This window comes from Rhodoligotrophos defluvii (genome assembly GCF_005281615.1).
Lineage (GTDB): Bacteria > Pseudomonadota > Alphaproteobacteria > Rhizobiales > Im1 > Rhodoligotrophos > Rhodoligotrophos defluvii.
In genome coordinates, this window is record NZ_SZZM01000008.1 from 1 (window position 1) to 14196 (window position 14196).

Annotated in this window: 11 protein-coding genes; 9 read left to right on the forward strand and 2 right to left on the reverse strand. The window is 66.1% G+C overall.

From position 1 onward, the window contains the following. The first annotated feature begins 314 nt into the window (after positions 1–314). The 9 genes from pyrG to E4P09_RS23765 all read left to right on the forward strand — a co-directional run bounded on the left by pyrG (position 315) and on the right by E4P09_RS23765 (position 11463). Entirely contained in the window at positions 315–1943 is a 1629-nt protein-coding gene (gene pyrG, locus E4P09_RS23725; RefSeq protein WP_137392147.1) for a CTP synthase, read from the forward strand. A 172-nt stretch (positions 1944–2115) separates the two neighbouring features. Continuing rightward, positions 2116–4515, forward strand: coding sequence for a mechanosensitive ion channel domain-containing protein (locus tag E4P09_RS23730; RefSeq protein WP_170984610.1), 2400 nt, complete (start codon positions 2116–2118; stop codon positions 4513–4515). Further along, positions 4512–5381: a VOC family protein gene (locus tag E4P09_RS23735; protein ID WP_137392149.1), complete on the forward strand. Its 870-nt coding sequence runs from the start codon at positions 4512–4514 to the stop codon at positions 5379–5381. Before E4P09_RS23730 ends, E4P09_RS23735 begins: the two co-directional genes overlap by 4 nt. Continuing rightward, positions 5381–6211 (forward strand): 3-deoxy-8-phosphooctulonate synthase, encoded by an 831-nt coding sequence (gene kdsA / locus E4P09_RS23740; RefSeq protein WP_137392150.1) that lies wholly within the window; start codon positions 5381–5383, stop codon positions 6209–6211. Before E4P09_RS23735 ends, kdsA begins: the two co-directional genes overlap by 1 nt. A 130-nt stretch (positions 6212–6341) precedes the next feature. Next, a complete protein-coding gene (gene serS, locus E4P09_RS23745) occupies positions 6342–7649 on the forward strand; it encodes a serine--tRNA ligase (protein ID WP_137392151.1) in 1308 nt (435 codons plus the stop codon). A gap of 28 nt (positions 7650–7677) precedes the next feature. Next, complete coding sequence (gene surE / locus E4P09_RS23750; RefSeq protein ID WP_137392331.1) at positions 7678–8460, forward strand: 5'/3'-nucleotidase SurE; 783 nt, start codon at positions 7678–7680, stop codon at positions 8458–8460. A gap of 56 nt (positions 8461–8516) precedes the next feature. Next, positions 8517–9194, forward strand: coding sequence for a protein-L-isoaspartate(D-aspartate) O-methyltransferase (locus E4P09_RS23755; RefSeq protein WP_137392332.1), 678 nt, complete (start codon positions 8517–8519; stop codon positions 9192–9194). A 182-nt stretch (positions 9195–9376) separates the two neighbouring features. Beyond that, the gene (locus tag E4P09_RS23760) at positions 9377–10705 is read left to right on the forward strand and encodes a LysM peptidoglycan-binding domain-containing M23 family metallopeptidase (RefSeq protein ID WP_170984611.1); all 1329 of its coding nucleotides are present in this window, start codon (positions 9377–9379) and stop codon (positions 10703–10705) included. Between the two features lie 95 nt (positions 10706–10800). Beyond that, a complete protein-coding gene (locus E4P09_RS23765) occupies positions 10801–11463 on the forward strand; it encodes a glutathione S-transferase family protein (RefSeq protein ID WP_137392153.1) in 663 nt (220 codons plus the stop codon). Positions 11464–11467: 4 nt separating this feature from the next. Here the strand turns inward: E4P09_RS23765 and E4P09_RS23770 are convergent, their stop codons facing one another. Further along, on the reverse strand, positions 11468–13441 hold the full coding sequence (locus tag E4P09_RS23770; RefSeq protein ID WP_170984612.1) for a copper amine oxidase: 1974 nt from the start codon (positions 13439–13441) through the stop codon (positions 11468–11470). 99 nt (positions 13442–13540) lie between these two features. Further along, positions 13541–14176, reverse strand: a complete 636-nt coding sequence (locus E4P09_RS23775; RefSeq protein ID WP_137392155.1) for a peroxiredoxin — start codon at positions 14174–14176, stop codon at positions 13541–13543. Positions 14177–14196 lie beyond the last annotated feature (20 nt).

Here is a 14196-nt window from a genome sequence, read left to right on the forward strand (position 1 = left end):
CGCCGACCGTGCCAACGCCGGCGGCACCCACGGCCCCGGCGCCCGGTGCGTCAGGCGAGCCTGCGCCCAATGCCGGCAGCACGGCGCCTGCAGCGCCGGCGGGCTCGCCACCGGCCCAGCAGTAAGGCGGCCCGCGTTGCCCCGGGAACGCGGTTCCACCGCGCCCTCCCCAGGAGCGGGATGACGGCCGCAGCCGCCATCCGGTTCTAATTCTTTGCCGGCGCGTGATCTTTTCCGGATGCCGATGCGCAGTTTCGGGATCATGCGCTAAATAGCTGGTTGACAGCGCTCAGACTCGTGTATTCTACAAGCCCATGGCGCGGTACATCTTCATTACCGGCGGCGTGGTCTCCTCACTCGGCAAGGGACTGGCCTCTGCGGCTCTCGGGGCGCTTCTGCAGGCGCGCGGGTATTCCGTCCGTCTACGGAAGCTCGACCCGTATCTCAATGTCGATCCAGGGACCATGAGCCCCTATCAGCATGGGGAAGTGTTCGTCACCGACGACGGGGCGGAGACAGACCTCGATCTCGGCCACTATGAACGCTTCACCGGCCGGCCCTGCACGCAGCAGGACAATATCACCACCGGACGCATCTATCAGGAGATCCTGACCAAGGAGCGGCGCGGAGACTATCTCGGCGGCACGGTCCAGGTGATCCCGCATGTGACGGACGCCATCAAGGCCTTCATCCTGGATGGCAACGAGGGCTACGATTTCGTGCTGTGCGAGATCGGCGGCACGGTGGGCGACATCGAGGGCCTGCCATTCTTCGAGGCGATTCGCCAGCTGGGCAACGAGCTGCCGCGCAATTCCTGCGTCTATATCCACGTGACGCTGCTGCCCTATATCGCGAGCGCCGGCGAGCTCAAGACGAAGCCCACCCAGCACTCGGTGAAGGAGCTGCGGTCGATCGGCATCCAGCCGGACATCCTGCTGTGCCGAAGCGACCGGCCGATCCCCGAGGGCCAGTGCAAGAAGATCGCCACGTTCTGCAACGTGCGGCCGGAGGCGGTGATCCCGGCGCTCGACGTGCCGTCGATCTACGACGTGCCGCTGACCTATCACAGAGCGGGCTTGGACGCGCAGGTGCTGCTGGCCTTCGGCCTTGCGCCCGACCCGGTGGTGCGGCTGGGCAAATGGGAAGAGATATCGAAGCGCATTCACGAGCCCGAGGGCGAGGTGCGCATAGGCGTGGTCGGCAAATACACGGGCCTGCTCGATGCCTACAAGTCACTGAACGAAGCGCTGATCCATGGCGGCATCGCCAACAAGGTGCGGGTGCGCATGGAATGGATCGAGTCCGAGATCTTCGAGCGCGAGGACCCGGCGCCGTTCCTGGAAGGCCTGCACGGCATTCTCGTGCCGGGAGGGTTCGGGGAGCGCGGGGCGGAAGGGAAGATCGCGGCGGCGACGTTCGCGCGCACCCGCAAGGTGCCCTATTTCGGCATCTGCTTCGGCATGCAGATGGCGGTCATCGAGGCGGCGCGCAATCTCGCCGGCGTACCCGGCGCCAGCTCGACCGAGTTCGGCCCGGCGGCCGATCCGGTGGTCGGCGTCATGACGGAATGGATGCGCGGCAACGAGCTGGAGCAGCGCCGGGCCGACGGCGATCTCGGCGGGACGATGCGGCTCGGCGCCTATGACGCCGTGCTCACACCGGGCAGCAAGGTTGCTCAGATCTACGGAGACACACGCATCTCGGAGCGGCACCGCCACCGCTACGAGGTGAACACGCGCTATAAGGAACGACTGGAGGTGGCCGGCCTGCGCTTCTCCGGCATGTCGCCCGACGGCCTGTTGCCGGAGGTGATCGAGCTGCCCGACCATCCCTGGTATATCGGGGTGCAGTATCATCCGGAGCTCAAGTCGCGGCCCTTCGATCCCCACCCGCTCTTCGCCTCGTTCATCGGCGCGGCGGTCGAGCAAAGCCGGCTGGTGTGAGGCATGGGCGCGCCGGGGCAATCCCCATGGCTATCGGGCAGCCATTGTCGCGCCGCCTTCAAATGGCCCAGCTTTCCCGTGATGACCGCCTGACAATTCATCAGCCGATCAGGAACCGGACCTGCTGAGGGCCATGGCTACGCGCGTGCATTCGAGGGAGGTCGGGCTGGCGATGGCCAGGCTCATCGCGCTGCTGCTGGTGCTGTGGACGACGGCGTTCGCGGCATGGGGCCAAGACGCGACGCTCGATCGGATCCAACGGCAGATCGATCCTATCAACCAGCAGCTGGAGCAGCTCAAGAACCAGATCGTCCGGGTCGATCTGCCCACGGCGGCATTGGACAAGGCCCGCGCGCAGATCGAGGACATCCGCACGGCGACGCTGCAGATGATCGACGCCCTGCAGCCGCAGCTGGCCGCTGCAAACCAAGCCCTGGAGCAGCTGGGCCCACCGCCCGAGGGCGGCGCGGAGGAGGCACCGGGCATTGCGGAGCAGCGCAAGACGCTCACCGCGCGCCGGGACCAGATCCGCGCGCTGCAGGCGCAGCTCGATCTGATCCGGGTCACCACGCAGCAGCTGTCGGAGCAGGCCTCGCGCATTCAGCACGACAGGTTCTTCAGCAAGATCTTCGAGAGCGATCACTCGGTGCTCGACCCGCGGCTGTGGATCGAAGGGTCGAGCACCATCGAGCCGTTCGTGTCGCGATTCATGACGGTGGCAAGCAATTGGTGGAACCGGCTTGCCGGCAGCCTGACGCCTTTCGGGACGGCCCTGCTTCTGGGCGAACTGGCGGCGGCCATCGCGGCGTCGGTCGCTGCCCGTCATGCGCTCGACTGGCTGATCCGACCGCGGCGCGACAAGTCGAACCCGTCCGATCTCGAGCGGTTGTGGAACATCTTTGCCGGCACGATCGCGGCCGCCGCGCCGCTGATCCTCGCCTCGGGGCTCATCTATCTCGCCCTGTCGAGCACGATCGAGGCGAGCCCGCAGGCGACCCGCATCTACTGGACGATCGCGTCTTGCGTGACCATCATCGCGACCGGGCGGGCGTTCATCCATGGCATCTTCGCGCCTGCCGCGCCGAGGTGGCGCATCATCGGCATGAGCGATGGTCTGGCGCACCGGATCAGCAGCCTGCTCGAGCTCACGTTCATCATATATGCCATCGACGGCGCGTTCCGCCGCCTGGCCGAGATCCTGTTCGTGCCCGTGCAGTTCTCGGTGCTGCAAGGGGCCGTTACCTCGATCCTGACCGTCTCGCTCGTGGTGCTGGTGCTGCTGACGTTGCGGAGCGGGGAAGAAGCGCCGCAGGGCGAGGCGGCGGCCCCGGCCCCGGAGCCGCCGGCGCGCTTCGGCTGGGCCTCCCGTCTGCCGCTGTTCTTCTGGGGGGTGGCCGCGACCATCGCCGCCGCGCTGGTGCTCGGCCTCATCGCCCTGGCCCAGTATCTCAGCCAACAGCTGGTGGTCCTGACCATCCTGATCGTGTTCCTCGTGCTGATTCACTATCTGGCGGATCAGCTGGTGAGCGACGGCATCAAGCCCAACCGTCCAGCCGGGAGATTCCTGCGCCGCAACCTGTTGCTCAGCAACAAGGGGGCGGACCGGGTCGGCGTCGCGATCACCACGCTGGTCGATTTCGGACTGGTGTTCATCGGCGTTCCCCTGGTGGTGCTGCAGACGGCGGTGACCTGGGTCGACATCACGAGCTGGCTCAACACCGCGTTCTTCGGCTTCCGTTTGGGCGGCATCACCATCTCGCTCTACACGGTGATGGCGGCGATCCTTGCCTTTGCCGTCGGCGTGGTGATCACGAAACTGTTCACCCGGTGGCTGGATGCCCGCGTGCTGGCCCGCACCCAACTCAACAAGGGCCTGCGCGACTCGATCCATACCGGCGTGACCTATGCCGGCGTCATCCTCGCCGGCGTGTTCGCCTTGAGCTATGCGGGGGTCGACTTCGCGAGCCTCGCGATCATCGCCGGCGCGCTCGGTGTCGGTATCGGTTTCGGCCTGCAGAGCATCGTCAACAATTTCGTCTCGGGGCTGATCCTGCTGGCGGAGCGGCCGATCAAGGTCGGCGACCTGATCAAGGTCACCGGCGGCCAAGGCATCGTCAAGCGCATCAACGTGCGCTCGACGGAGATCGAGACGGTAGACAAGGCCTCGGTCATCGTGCCCAATTCCAGCCTGATCTCGGAAACGGTGCAGAACTGGACCCACACCGACACCGTGGGCCGGGCGCTGGTGGCGGTGCGGGCGGATGCGGACGCGGACCCCGAGAAGGTGCTGCAGCTCATGACCGATTGCGCCAAGCGCCACCAGCAGGTGCTGGCATTTCCCGCGCCCTTGGCCCTGTTCACCAATTTCGGCGCGGCGGCCAACGAATTCGAGCTGTATGCTTATGTGGCTGACGTCACCACCACAGGTCTCGTGGCCAGCGATCTCCGCGTGGCCATACGGAAGGCCTTCGAAGAGAATAATATCGGGATGCCTTACAACGTGCAGGAGGTTAAGTTTGCTGCACGGGCCGCCGACAAGGCCAAGCCGGAAGATGGGCAGGGGGAAGGATGAAGGGCATCGATCACCTGGTGCTATGCGTGAACGATCTGGACGAGGCGGCGGCCCGGTACAAGGCGATGGGCTTCACCTGCACGCCCCGCGCCATCCACCCGTTCGGCACCATGAACCAGCTGGTGCAGTTCGACGGGTCGTTCCTCGAGGTATTGGCGGTGCGCGAGCCGACCGAGGTTCCCGAGCATGGCGCGCGCCACTTCAGCTTCGCCGCGTTCAATCGCGATTTCCTCGAGCGGGGCGAGGGTTTTTCCATGCTGGTGCTGGACAGCGACGATGCGCGAGCCGACCAGCAACGATATCTGCAAGCCGGCATCAGCCGTTTCGAGCCCTTCGACTTCCAGCGCAAGGCCAAGCTGCCGGATGGCGAGGAGGTGACGGTGGGCTTCTCGCTCGCCTTTGCCGCGCACGAGGCGATGGGCCGGGCGGGGTTCTTCGTCTGCCAGCAGCGGGCGCCGCAATATTTCTGGAAGCGGGAATATCAGGTACATGCCAATGGTGCGCTGGGTCTGGGCGATGCGCTAATGATGGGCGAGCATCCCAAGGCCTATGCGGAGTTCTTCGCGGCGTTCACCGGGGTCGAGCCCCAGGTGCTGGCGGATGAGGAGATAGGCTTCAGGCTCAGCCGAGGCGGTGTGCGCATGCTTTCACCCGCTGCCTGGGAGAAGCATTTCCCGGCGGCACTTGCGCCGGACCTGGCGGAGGGGCCATGCTTTGCCGGCTTCGTGGTCCAGGTGAACGACCTCGGCCGCGCGGCGGAGGCGCTGGACGACGGCCGCATCGCCTATCTGCGCGACGGCGGAAGGCTCATCGTGGCGCCGGACGAGGCGTTCAACACCACGATCCTGTTCGAGGAACGGCATTGATGCTCAATCCGGTTGTAGCGGCGGGCGACGTCCGGTTCGGCAACGCGTTGCCGCTGACACTGATTGCCGGGCCGTGCCAGCTCGAATCGCGCAACCATGCGTTCGATATGGCCGGCGCCCTGAAGGAGATCGCCGGCCGGCTCGGCATCGGGCTCGTCTACAAGACCTCGTTCGACAAGGCCAACCGCACGAGCCTCAGAGGCAAGCGCGGCGTCGGCCTGGAGGCGGCGCTGCCGATATTCGAGGATATCCGCTCCGGCATCGGGGTGCCGGTGCTTACCGACGTGCACGAGCCGGGGCAATGCGCCGAGGTGGCCCGGGCGGTCGACATCCTGCAGATCCCGGCGTTTCTGTGCCGGCAGACCGATCTGCTGGTCGCCGCCGCCAAGACGGGCAAGCCGGTGAACGTGAAGAAGGGCCAGTTCCTCGCGCCGTGGGACATGAAGAACGTGGTGGACAAGCTGGCCGGCGCGGGCGCCAAGGACGTGCTGGTGACCGAGCGGGGCGTGTCCTTCGGCTATAATGCGCTGGTGTCCGACATGCGCGCCCTGCCGATCATGGCTGAACTGGGCGTGCCGGTGGTGTTCGATGCCACCCATTCGGTGCAGCAGCCGGGCGGACAGGGCACATCCTCCGGCGGCGACCGCTCGTTCGTGCCGGTGCTGGCGCGGGCGGCGGTGGCGGTCGGGGTCGCGGCCCTGTTCATCGAAACCCACCAGGACCCGGACCATGCGCCCTCCGACGGCCCAAACATGATTCCGCTCAAGGACATGGAAGGGCTGCTTGCCAAACTGATTCAATTCGACCGGCTGACGAAGGGGTTGGGCTAGGCCGCCTCTCTGGCAGGCTCCCCGGGTTCTGCGAGCCTCATCGCTACCGGCTTGCCGCATCGGGGATGGGCGCGTATACAGCGAGCCTTTAACTCATAGGGTCGCTGACCCCTCATCCCCGATTGCCGTCATGTTCGACATCAAATGGATTCGCGAGAACGCCGCAGCCTTCGATCTGGGCCTGAAGAAGCGTGGGCTCGAGCCGGTGTCGTCCCGGCTGATCGCGCTGGATGAGGAGCGGCGCGCCGCCATTACGGCGGCTCAGGAGGCGCAGACCCGGCGCAATGCCCTGTCCAAGGAGATCGGCCAGGCCAAGGCGGCGAAGGACGAGGCGCTGGCCCAGAGCCTGATGGCGGAGGTGGCGGCCCTCAAAAGCGCCATCCAGCAGGGTGAGGAGGAGGAGCGGCGGCTGGATGCGGCCTTGCGGGAAGCGCTGGCCGAGATCCCGAACCTGCCGCTGGACGAGGTGCCGGAAGGGGCCGACGAGCACGGCAATGTGGAGCTGAAGCGCTTCGGCGAGAAGCGGCAGTTCAATTTCGCGCCGAAGCAGCATTTCGACCTCGGCGAAGGCCTGAAGCTCATGGATTTCGAGACAGCGGCCAAGCTGTCGGGCGCGCGCTTCGTGGTGCTGAGGGGGGCGCTCGCCCGCATGGAACGGGCGCTCGCCCAGTTCATGCTCGATATGCACACCGGCGAGAACGGCTATACGGAGGTGTCGCCACCGCTCCTGGTGCGCGACCACGTGATGTTCGGCACCGCGCAGCTGCCGAAATTCGAGGAAGATCAGTTTTCGGTCTATGCCGGTAGCGCGGTCGAGCAGGGGCGGTTCGCCTGGCTCGTGCCCACGGCCGAGGTGCCGCTCACCAATCTGGTTCGGGAGAGCATTCTGGACGAGGATGAGCTGCCGCTGCGGTTCGCCGCCTTCACGCCGTGCTTCCGGGCGGAAGCAGGGGCTGCGGGGCGCGATACCCGCGGGATGATCCGCCAGCACCAGTTCTCGAAGGTGGAGCTGATCTCGATCACCACGCCGGAGCAGTCGCGCGCGGAGCTCGACCGCATGCTGGGCTGCGCCGAAAAGGTGCTGCAGCGGCTGGGGCTGCATTACCGGGTGATGGCCCTGTGCACCGGCGATATGGGGTTTGCCTCGCGGCTCACCTTCGACATCGAGGTGTGGCTGCCGGGACAGGATGCCTATCGCGAGATCTCTTCCTGCTCTGTCTGCGGCGATTTCCAGGCCCGGCGCATGGAGGCGCGATTCCGGCCCAAGGGCGGCGGCCGGCCGGCCTATGTGCACACGCTGAACGGGTCCGGCCTGGCGGTGGGCCGCACCATGGTGGCCATTCTGGAAAACTATCAGGAAGCCGACGGATCGGTGGTGATCCCCGAGGCGCTCCGCCCCTATATGGGCGGGTTGGAGGTCATTCCCGCCCATGGCTAGCAAGCTCAAGATGCCGGATGGCCGTCCGGTGCGCATTCTGGTCACCAATGACGACGGCATCTATGGCCCCGGCCTGGCGGTGCTCGAGGACATCGCCCGGGCGCTGTCGGACGATGTGTGGGTGGTGGCGCCGCAAGGCGAGGAGAGCGGGGCTTCGCATTCGCTCACGCTCGCGGACCCGCTGCGCCTGCGGGAGTACAACGAGCGGCGCTTTGCGGTGAAGGGCACGCCCACCGACTGCGTGGTGATGGCGCTGAAGAAGGTTATGCCGGAGCCGCCGGACCTGGTGCTGTCCGGGGTCAATCGCGGCCAGAACCTGGCCGACGACGTGACTTATTCCGGCACCATTGCAGCGGCCATGGAGGGAACGGCGCTCGGCATCCGCTCCTTCGCCCTGTCGCAGGCCTTCGGCTTCCAGAAGCGGGAGAAGGGCGAGCAACCGGTGATCCAATGGGAAACCGCGCGCAAGCACGGGCCCAAGGTGGTGGCGCGGCTCTTTGATCTGGAGCTTGGGCCGGGCACGCTGCTCAACATCAATTTTCCGGATTGCCCGCCGGATAAGGTCACGGGCATCGAAGCCACATCGCAAGGCAAGCGCGACCAGAACCTGCTCGTGGTCGACGAGCGCATCGACGCGCGCGGCAATCCATATTTCTGGCTGGGCTTTCGGCGCGAGATGAGCAATCCTGGCGAGGGCACTGATTTGCGCGCAGTGATGGATCATGCGATTTCGGTGACACCGCTGCATCTCAACCTGACGCAGCTCGATGCGCTCGAGGCGCTGCGCCAGGCTTTGCGGGAGAAAGTCTAACAGCCCTTTGGCAGGACTGGGACATGGCTATTCCGTCGCGGGGCAAGCGCGGGACAATGAACACGCCCCAGTTGGCGCACCGGCGTGGCATTCCTGCCGCAGATTCTCGGAAAATTCAGCTGATCATGAACCTGCGCAGCCAGGGCATCCGCAGCACGGCGGTGCTGGACGCGATCGAGCGGGTGCCGCGGGAGATCTTCGTGGATGCGGCCTATGCGGACCAGGCCTATGCGGACCAGTCGCTGCCGATCGCTTGCGGGCAGACCATATCGCAGCCGTTCATCGTCGCCTTCATGAGCGACAGGCTGGAGGTGACCGACCGCATGAAGGTGCTGGAGGTGGGCACCGGGTCGGGCTACCAGACGGCCGTGCTGGCGCATCTATGCCGCCGCATCTACACGGTCGAGCGCTATCGCATCCTGCTGCGCGCCGCGGAGGAGCGGTTCAAGCAGCTGAGACTGACCAATATCACGGCCATCGTGGGCGACGGGATGAAGGGCTGGCCAAGCCAGGCGCCGTTCGACCGCATCATCGTCACGGCCGCCGCATCCTCCATGCCCTTGGCGCTGCTCGACCAGCTCAAGGTGGGCGGCATCATGGTGCTGCCGATCGAGACCTCGCCCGGCCGCCAGGAGCTGCAACGGGTGGTGCGGACGGAAGAAAGCTACGAACGCCAGTCGCTGCTGCCGGTGCGTTTCGTGTCCCTGGTGCCAGGCATGCCGCGCGAGGCTTGAAGAGCCCGGCCAGGTCTCGCCAAGCCCTGCCGGCAGCGATCTGACAACCGGCCGACACAGGGCCGCCCAATTCGGCCGCAATATTAGGGGAACTCTTCGATTTCCCTTGCAAATTTAAGCGTCTTTTAACTTAACCCGTTCACTATCTTGCGCGAATGGTTCAGTTGCGGGAGTTGATTTTTATGCGTTGCTCCACCCCCGGCCCGTTCTGGGCAAGGCGCATTGCACAATTTGCAGGCGCGGTGGCGCTCGCCGGTCTGTCGGCCGCGTGCAGTGCCGACATGACCCGTTTCGGACCGACGACGACAGGGTCGACCGGCGGGACCTATGGCGCGGCGACCGCCAGCGCACCGGCTCCAGCGAGCGTTGCCTCAGCCAGTTCCGTTCAGACGTCACAGCTTCCTCCGGCCGGTGGTGGTTATTCATCAGGCGCCTATCAGCCCAGCTACAGGCAGACGAGCGGCTACGCATCCGCGCCGGCCTCGGCGCCCGTGCAGCAGGCGAGCTATGGCGCTCCCGCTGCCGGCGGCCGGCAGATCACCGTGCGGGAGGGGCAGACCCTCTATGCCGTCGCGCGCGAGAACGGCGTGTCCGTCAACCAGCTGGTGGCGGTCAACGGGCTGACGCCGCCCTATTCCATCAGGGCAGGGCAGGTGCTCAGGCTGCCCGGCGGCAACACTTCGTCGGCGAGCGCCTATGGCGGCGGCAGCACGGGAATCCGCTCGGCGCCCGCGGTCGCGGCGGCGACCCGTTCGGGCACCCATGTGGTGCGCCCCGGCGAGACGCTCTACAGCCTCGGGCGAACATACAACGTGTCGCCGGCAGCCATTGCCAGCGCCAATGGGTTCGAGATGACTCACCATCTCCGCGTGGGCGAGAGCGTGCGCATTCCCGGCGGAGCGGGGCAGACGGGGGCGGCGGCCGGCACCAAGGTCGCATCGCTCAATCCATCGGCGCCCGCATCGACAACGCCGGCCCCGGGACCGAGCACGCTGGGGCAGATCCCGGCGAATGGCGCCTCGGCCAGCGCCGATATGGGTGCGAGCAGAACGAGCCCGCAGACGCCGGCCGCCGGAACCGCTTCAGCGCCGATGACCCCGCCGCCGGCAAGCAGCGCGAACAGCTTCCGCTGGCCGGTGAAGGGGCGCGTGATCTCCAAATTCGGGGATAAGCCCAATGGCTCGCGCAACGACGGCATCAATATCGCGGTGCCGGAGGGGACCAGCGTGCGCGCCGCCGAGAATGGCGTGGTGGCCTATGCCGGCAACGAGCTCAAGGGCTATGGCAATCTCGTGCTGATCCGCCACGAGGGTGGCTGGGTGACAGCCTATGCCCATAACAAGGACCTCTTGGTCAAGCGCGGCGACCAGGTGAAGCGCGGCGACGTGATCGCCAAGGCCGGTGCCACCGGCTCGGTCTCCAGCCCGCAGGTCCATTTCGAGATCCGGAAGGGCGCGCAGGCGGTGGACCCGATGAGCCATCTCGGCTCGAGCTATGTGGCAGGCGACTGAGCCACTCGCGCATTGAACTCTCCGCGAAAGGCGATCGGCCGGATATAACAGTCCGGCCGATTGTCGTTTGAAGGCCGAAAAAGGGAGGATGGGCAATGCTGACAGTCTGGGGGCGCGCCAATTCCATCAACGTGCAGAAAGTGCTGTGGACCATTGGCGAGCTGGGGCTTGCGCATGAGCGCGTGCCGCTCGGCGGCAGCTTTGGCGGGACCGCGGACAAGTCCTACCTGGCCATGAACCCGAACGGTTTGGTGCCGACCGTCAGGGATGGCGACGCGGTGCTGTGGGAGTCGAACGCGATCGTGCGCTACCTCGCGGCCAAGCACGATACGGGCGGGCTGTGGCCCGAGGATCCGCTGGCCCGCGCCCGCGCCGACCGCTGGATGGACTGGAGCGCGACCACACTCTCTCCCGCGATGACGCCGGTTTTCATGGCCACCGTGCGGGCCCCGCGCGGGACGGCGCGGCCGGCCGGCTTTGATGCAGCGGCCGAGAAACTGGCTTCGGTGTTCCGCATGGTCGAGGAAGGCCTGAGCGAGGCGGACCACATTGCCGGCCCGCGCCTGACCATTGGCGACATCCCGATCGGCGCGTCCGTGGCGCGCTACATGCGCATGCCAATCGATCGGCCGACCTTGCCCAGGACCGAAGCTTACTATGCCCGGCTGCAGGAGCGTCCGGCGTTTCGGACGCATATCATGATTCCCTTCGGCACCTGCCAGGAGGAATGGGACGCGCTGGAGAAGCAGTACGGGTGAGCGCCTACTGGGCGGTGTCGGGCCTCAGCGCGGCCGAGGGATCACTGTCGAAGAAGCCGTAGGGCCGCAGCATGAAGCCGTGCCACATGGTGGGCAGGATCGGCCAGTCCTCCGGCCGGGTGACATGGCGGAAGCCGATGGTGTACCAGAACACCAGGTCCTGGTTCTCGATCGCCGCGCCGTCGGCGGCAAAGCGCGGCAGGCCGTCATCGAGGCTCGCGACCGGGAAATCGCCCGCGGGATAGAGCTCGTCGGGCTTCGCCCTGGTGACCCAGAGGGTCGCCTTGGAAAAGGCAGCGCGGCGCTGGGCAGGATCGCGCGGATCGAGCAGGGAGGTGGCCGTGCCATGCTCGGGCATGATCTCGTAGCCGGGGTGATAGCCCAGACCCGTACGCCGGTTAGGGTTGATTACGCGCCAGATCTCGCCCGCCCCATGATGGCTGCCCGTCACCGGGCCTTCCGTCCGCATGACCTCCGGCTGAAGACGCCAGAGGCTGGTGCGCAGGCTTGCGGGCGGCGCTTTCTCGGGAACGAAGCGTTCGGTGATGAAGCTGTTCTCGGGCCCGTCGATGTCGAGGTCGAGGCGGAAGGCGAAATAGTGGTCGTGATAGGGGGCGACCGTCTCGGGGGCGACCAGCGCGCCATAGCGGGTGTCCGCTGCCGCTTCCGGCGAGGCGAGGTTTTTGGCGCCCACCGTCTTCACGGCGTCGATGCCGGTGGCGCCAGCGCGCACCGTGACGGTGCCGCGGCTCGAGAACACATAGTCGATGACATAATCATAGTTGCCGATGGTGGGGATGGTGCGCACCACCAGCTCGACATCGGGGCGGGCGGCGGTTTCGCCGGTGGTGACGTCATAATGCCGCCAGGCGGGATTGCCGGTCGCCCGCTCGAAGATGCACAGGGCGCGGTCGGCCTTGAACATGCCGCCGCGGTCGCTGGGCATCAGCATGTCGAGATAGTAGGACTGGGCCGGACAGTCGCGCCCCTCCGCCAGAGTGGAGACGAGATAGCCGAGGCCGAGCTCGCCGGCATCGAGATAGTTGCGGGTCGCCCAGCCAAGACCCGGGTCCATGTAAGGCACGAACAGCTCGGCCAGTGCCATCTGATAGGCGATGAGCCGACCATTGCCCCTGTCGTTGAAGCGGACGAGCGACACGATCAGGCCACTGCGCCGGTCTGGCCGCAGGTGAAAGGACCAGTTCTGCCACTGGACCTGCCAGTTGCCGGTGATCGCGATATTGGTGCCTTGCGGGGAGGTATTCACGACGGGCTTTTGGGCGGGCAGGGGATCCGAGGCGGGAAGGGGAGAGATGGCCGAGGGGATGACGACGGGCTGTTCCACCTTCACGTCGATCACCTCGCCGGTATCCGCGTCCACGATGGCCAGAATGCCCTCGATCGAGCGGCTGGCATGGGGCGACAGAGGATGGCGATCGTCATAGCAGGTCACCCGCAGGATGCGGCGCCCCCCGTAGGATTCCTGGGGGAAGGTGCCCGCCGGCATGGGCGTGCAGGTCACCTCCGACATGTCGTCGATGCCAGCCTCGCGCATGGCGTTTCGCCAGCGGGCATCGCTCGTGACCGCATCGGCAGCCCGCGCCCACTCGTCCTGCATGATCGAGGGCTGCACGTCCGGCAGGGCGCGGTGGGAAGCCACCCGGTCGGCGGACAGGTCGACCACGGCCTCGGTCGTCCGCCCATCGCGGCGCATGATGACGAGGGCCGTGCGCGCAAAGGGTTGGCCCGGCCGCCAAGCGAGCACATCGGCCTTCGGTGGTTCGCTGAGGGTGATGGTGGGAAACAGGGTCTGGTCGTCGGCGAGCCCAGCCTGCTTGAGCAGGGAGACCGTGCGGGAGATTTCCTGGAAGGTCAGCGCATCGAGCGGGAAATCCGGCGCGGCAAGCTGCGCGGCGGCCGGCGCGATGCGGGAAAGCAGGGCGGCGGCGAGAATCAGAATCCATGCCTTCTTGCTCATGCGAGCAATTAGGCCCAAGCTCATGAGGCCGCACAACGAAAAAGGCGCGGGGGGTGAACCCGCGCCTGCAACCCGTTTCAGGGATGAACTGCTCGCCGATCAGGTGCGCGGCTGCTGGACCAGCCGCAGATAGGGCTTCAAGGCCTTCCAGCCCTGCGGAAACTTCACCTTCGCCTCATCATCGCTCACCGCCGGGACGATGATCACATCCTCGCCCTGTTTCCAGTTCACAGGTGTTGCCACCTGGTGTTTGGCCGTGAGCTGGAGGCTGTCGATGACCCTGAGGATCTCGTCGAAATTGCGGCCGGTGGAGGCCGGATAGGTCAAGGTCAGCTTGACCTTCTTGTCCGGGCCGATCACGAACACCGAGCGAACGGTGGTCGTGTCGCTGGCATTGGGATGGATCATGCCGTACAGGGTCGCGACCTTGCGATCGGGATCGGCAATCAGCGGGAAGTTGAGGGCATGGCCCTGAGTTTCGAGAATGTCTGCGGCCCACTTGTCATGGGCATCCAGCGGATCGACGGAGATGCCGATGACCTTCACATTGCGCTTCTCGAATTCGGGCTTGAGCTTGGCGGTATAGCCGAGCTCCGTGGTGCAGACAGGGGTGAAGTTCTTCGGATGCGAGAACAGCACACCCCACTTGTCGCCAAGCCATTCATGGAAGCGGATCGTGCCTTCGGTCGTTTCGGCGGTGAAATCGGGGGCGGTGTCACCAAGTTGCAGCGTCATGATGCGTCTCCCTCTGGGCT

Coding starts and splice junctions, on each gene's coding strand:
- pyrG (WP_137392147.1), top strand. CDS start 315: ATGGCGCGGTACATCTTCATTACCGGCGGCGTGGTCTCCTCACTCGGC.
- E4P09_RS23730 (WP_170984610.1), top strand. CDS start 2,116: ATGGCCAGGCTCATCGCGCTGCTGCTGGTGCTGTGGACGACGGCGTTC.
- E4P09_RS23735 (WP_137392149.1), top strand. CDS start 4,512: ATGAAGGGCATCGATCACCTGGTGCTATGCGTGAACGATCTGGACGAG.
- kdsA (WP_137392150.1), top strand. CDS start 5,381: ATGCTCAATCCGGTTGTAGCGGCGGGCGACGTCCGGTTCGGCAACGCG.
- serS (WP_137392151.1), top strand. CDS start 6,342: ATGTTCGACATCAAATGGATTCGCGAGAACGCCGCAGCCTTCGATCTG.
- E4P09_RS23755 (WP_137392332.1), top strand. CDS start 8,517: ATGAACACGCCCCAGTTGGCGCACCGGCGTGGCATTCCTGCCGCAGAT.
- E4P09_RS23760 (WP_170984611.1), top strand. CDS start 9,377: ATGCGTTGCTCCACCCCCGGCCCGTTCTGGGCAAGGCGCATTGCACAA.
- E4P09_RS23765 (WP_137392153.1), top strand. CDS start 10,801: ATGCTGACAGTCTGGGGGCGCGCCAATTCCATCAACGTGCAGAAAGTG.
- E4P09_RS23770 (WP_170984612.1), bottom strand. CDS start 13,441: ATGAGCAAGAAGGCATGGATTCTGATTCTCGCCGCCGCCCTGCTTTCC.
- E4P09_RS23775 (WP_137392155.1), bottom strand. CDS start 14,176: ATGACGCTGCAACTTGGTGACACCGCCCCCGATTTCACCGCCGAAACG.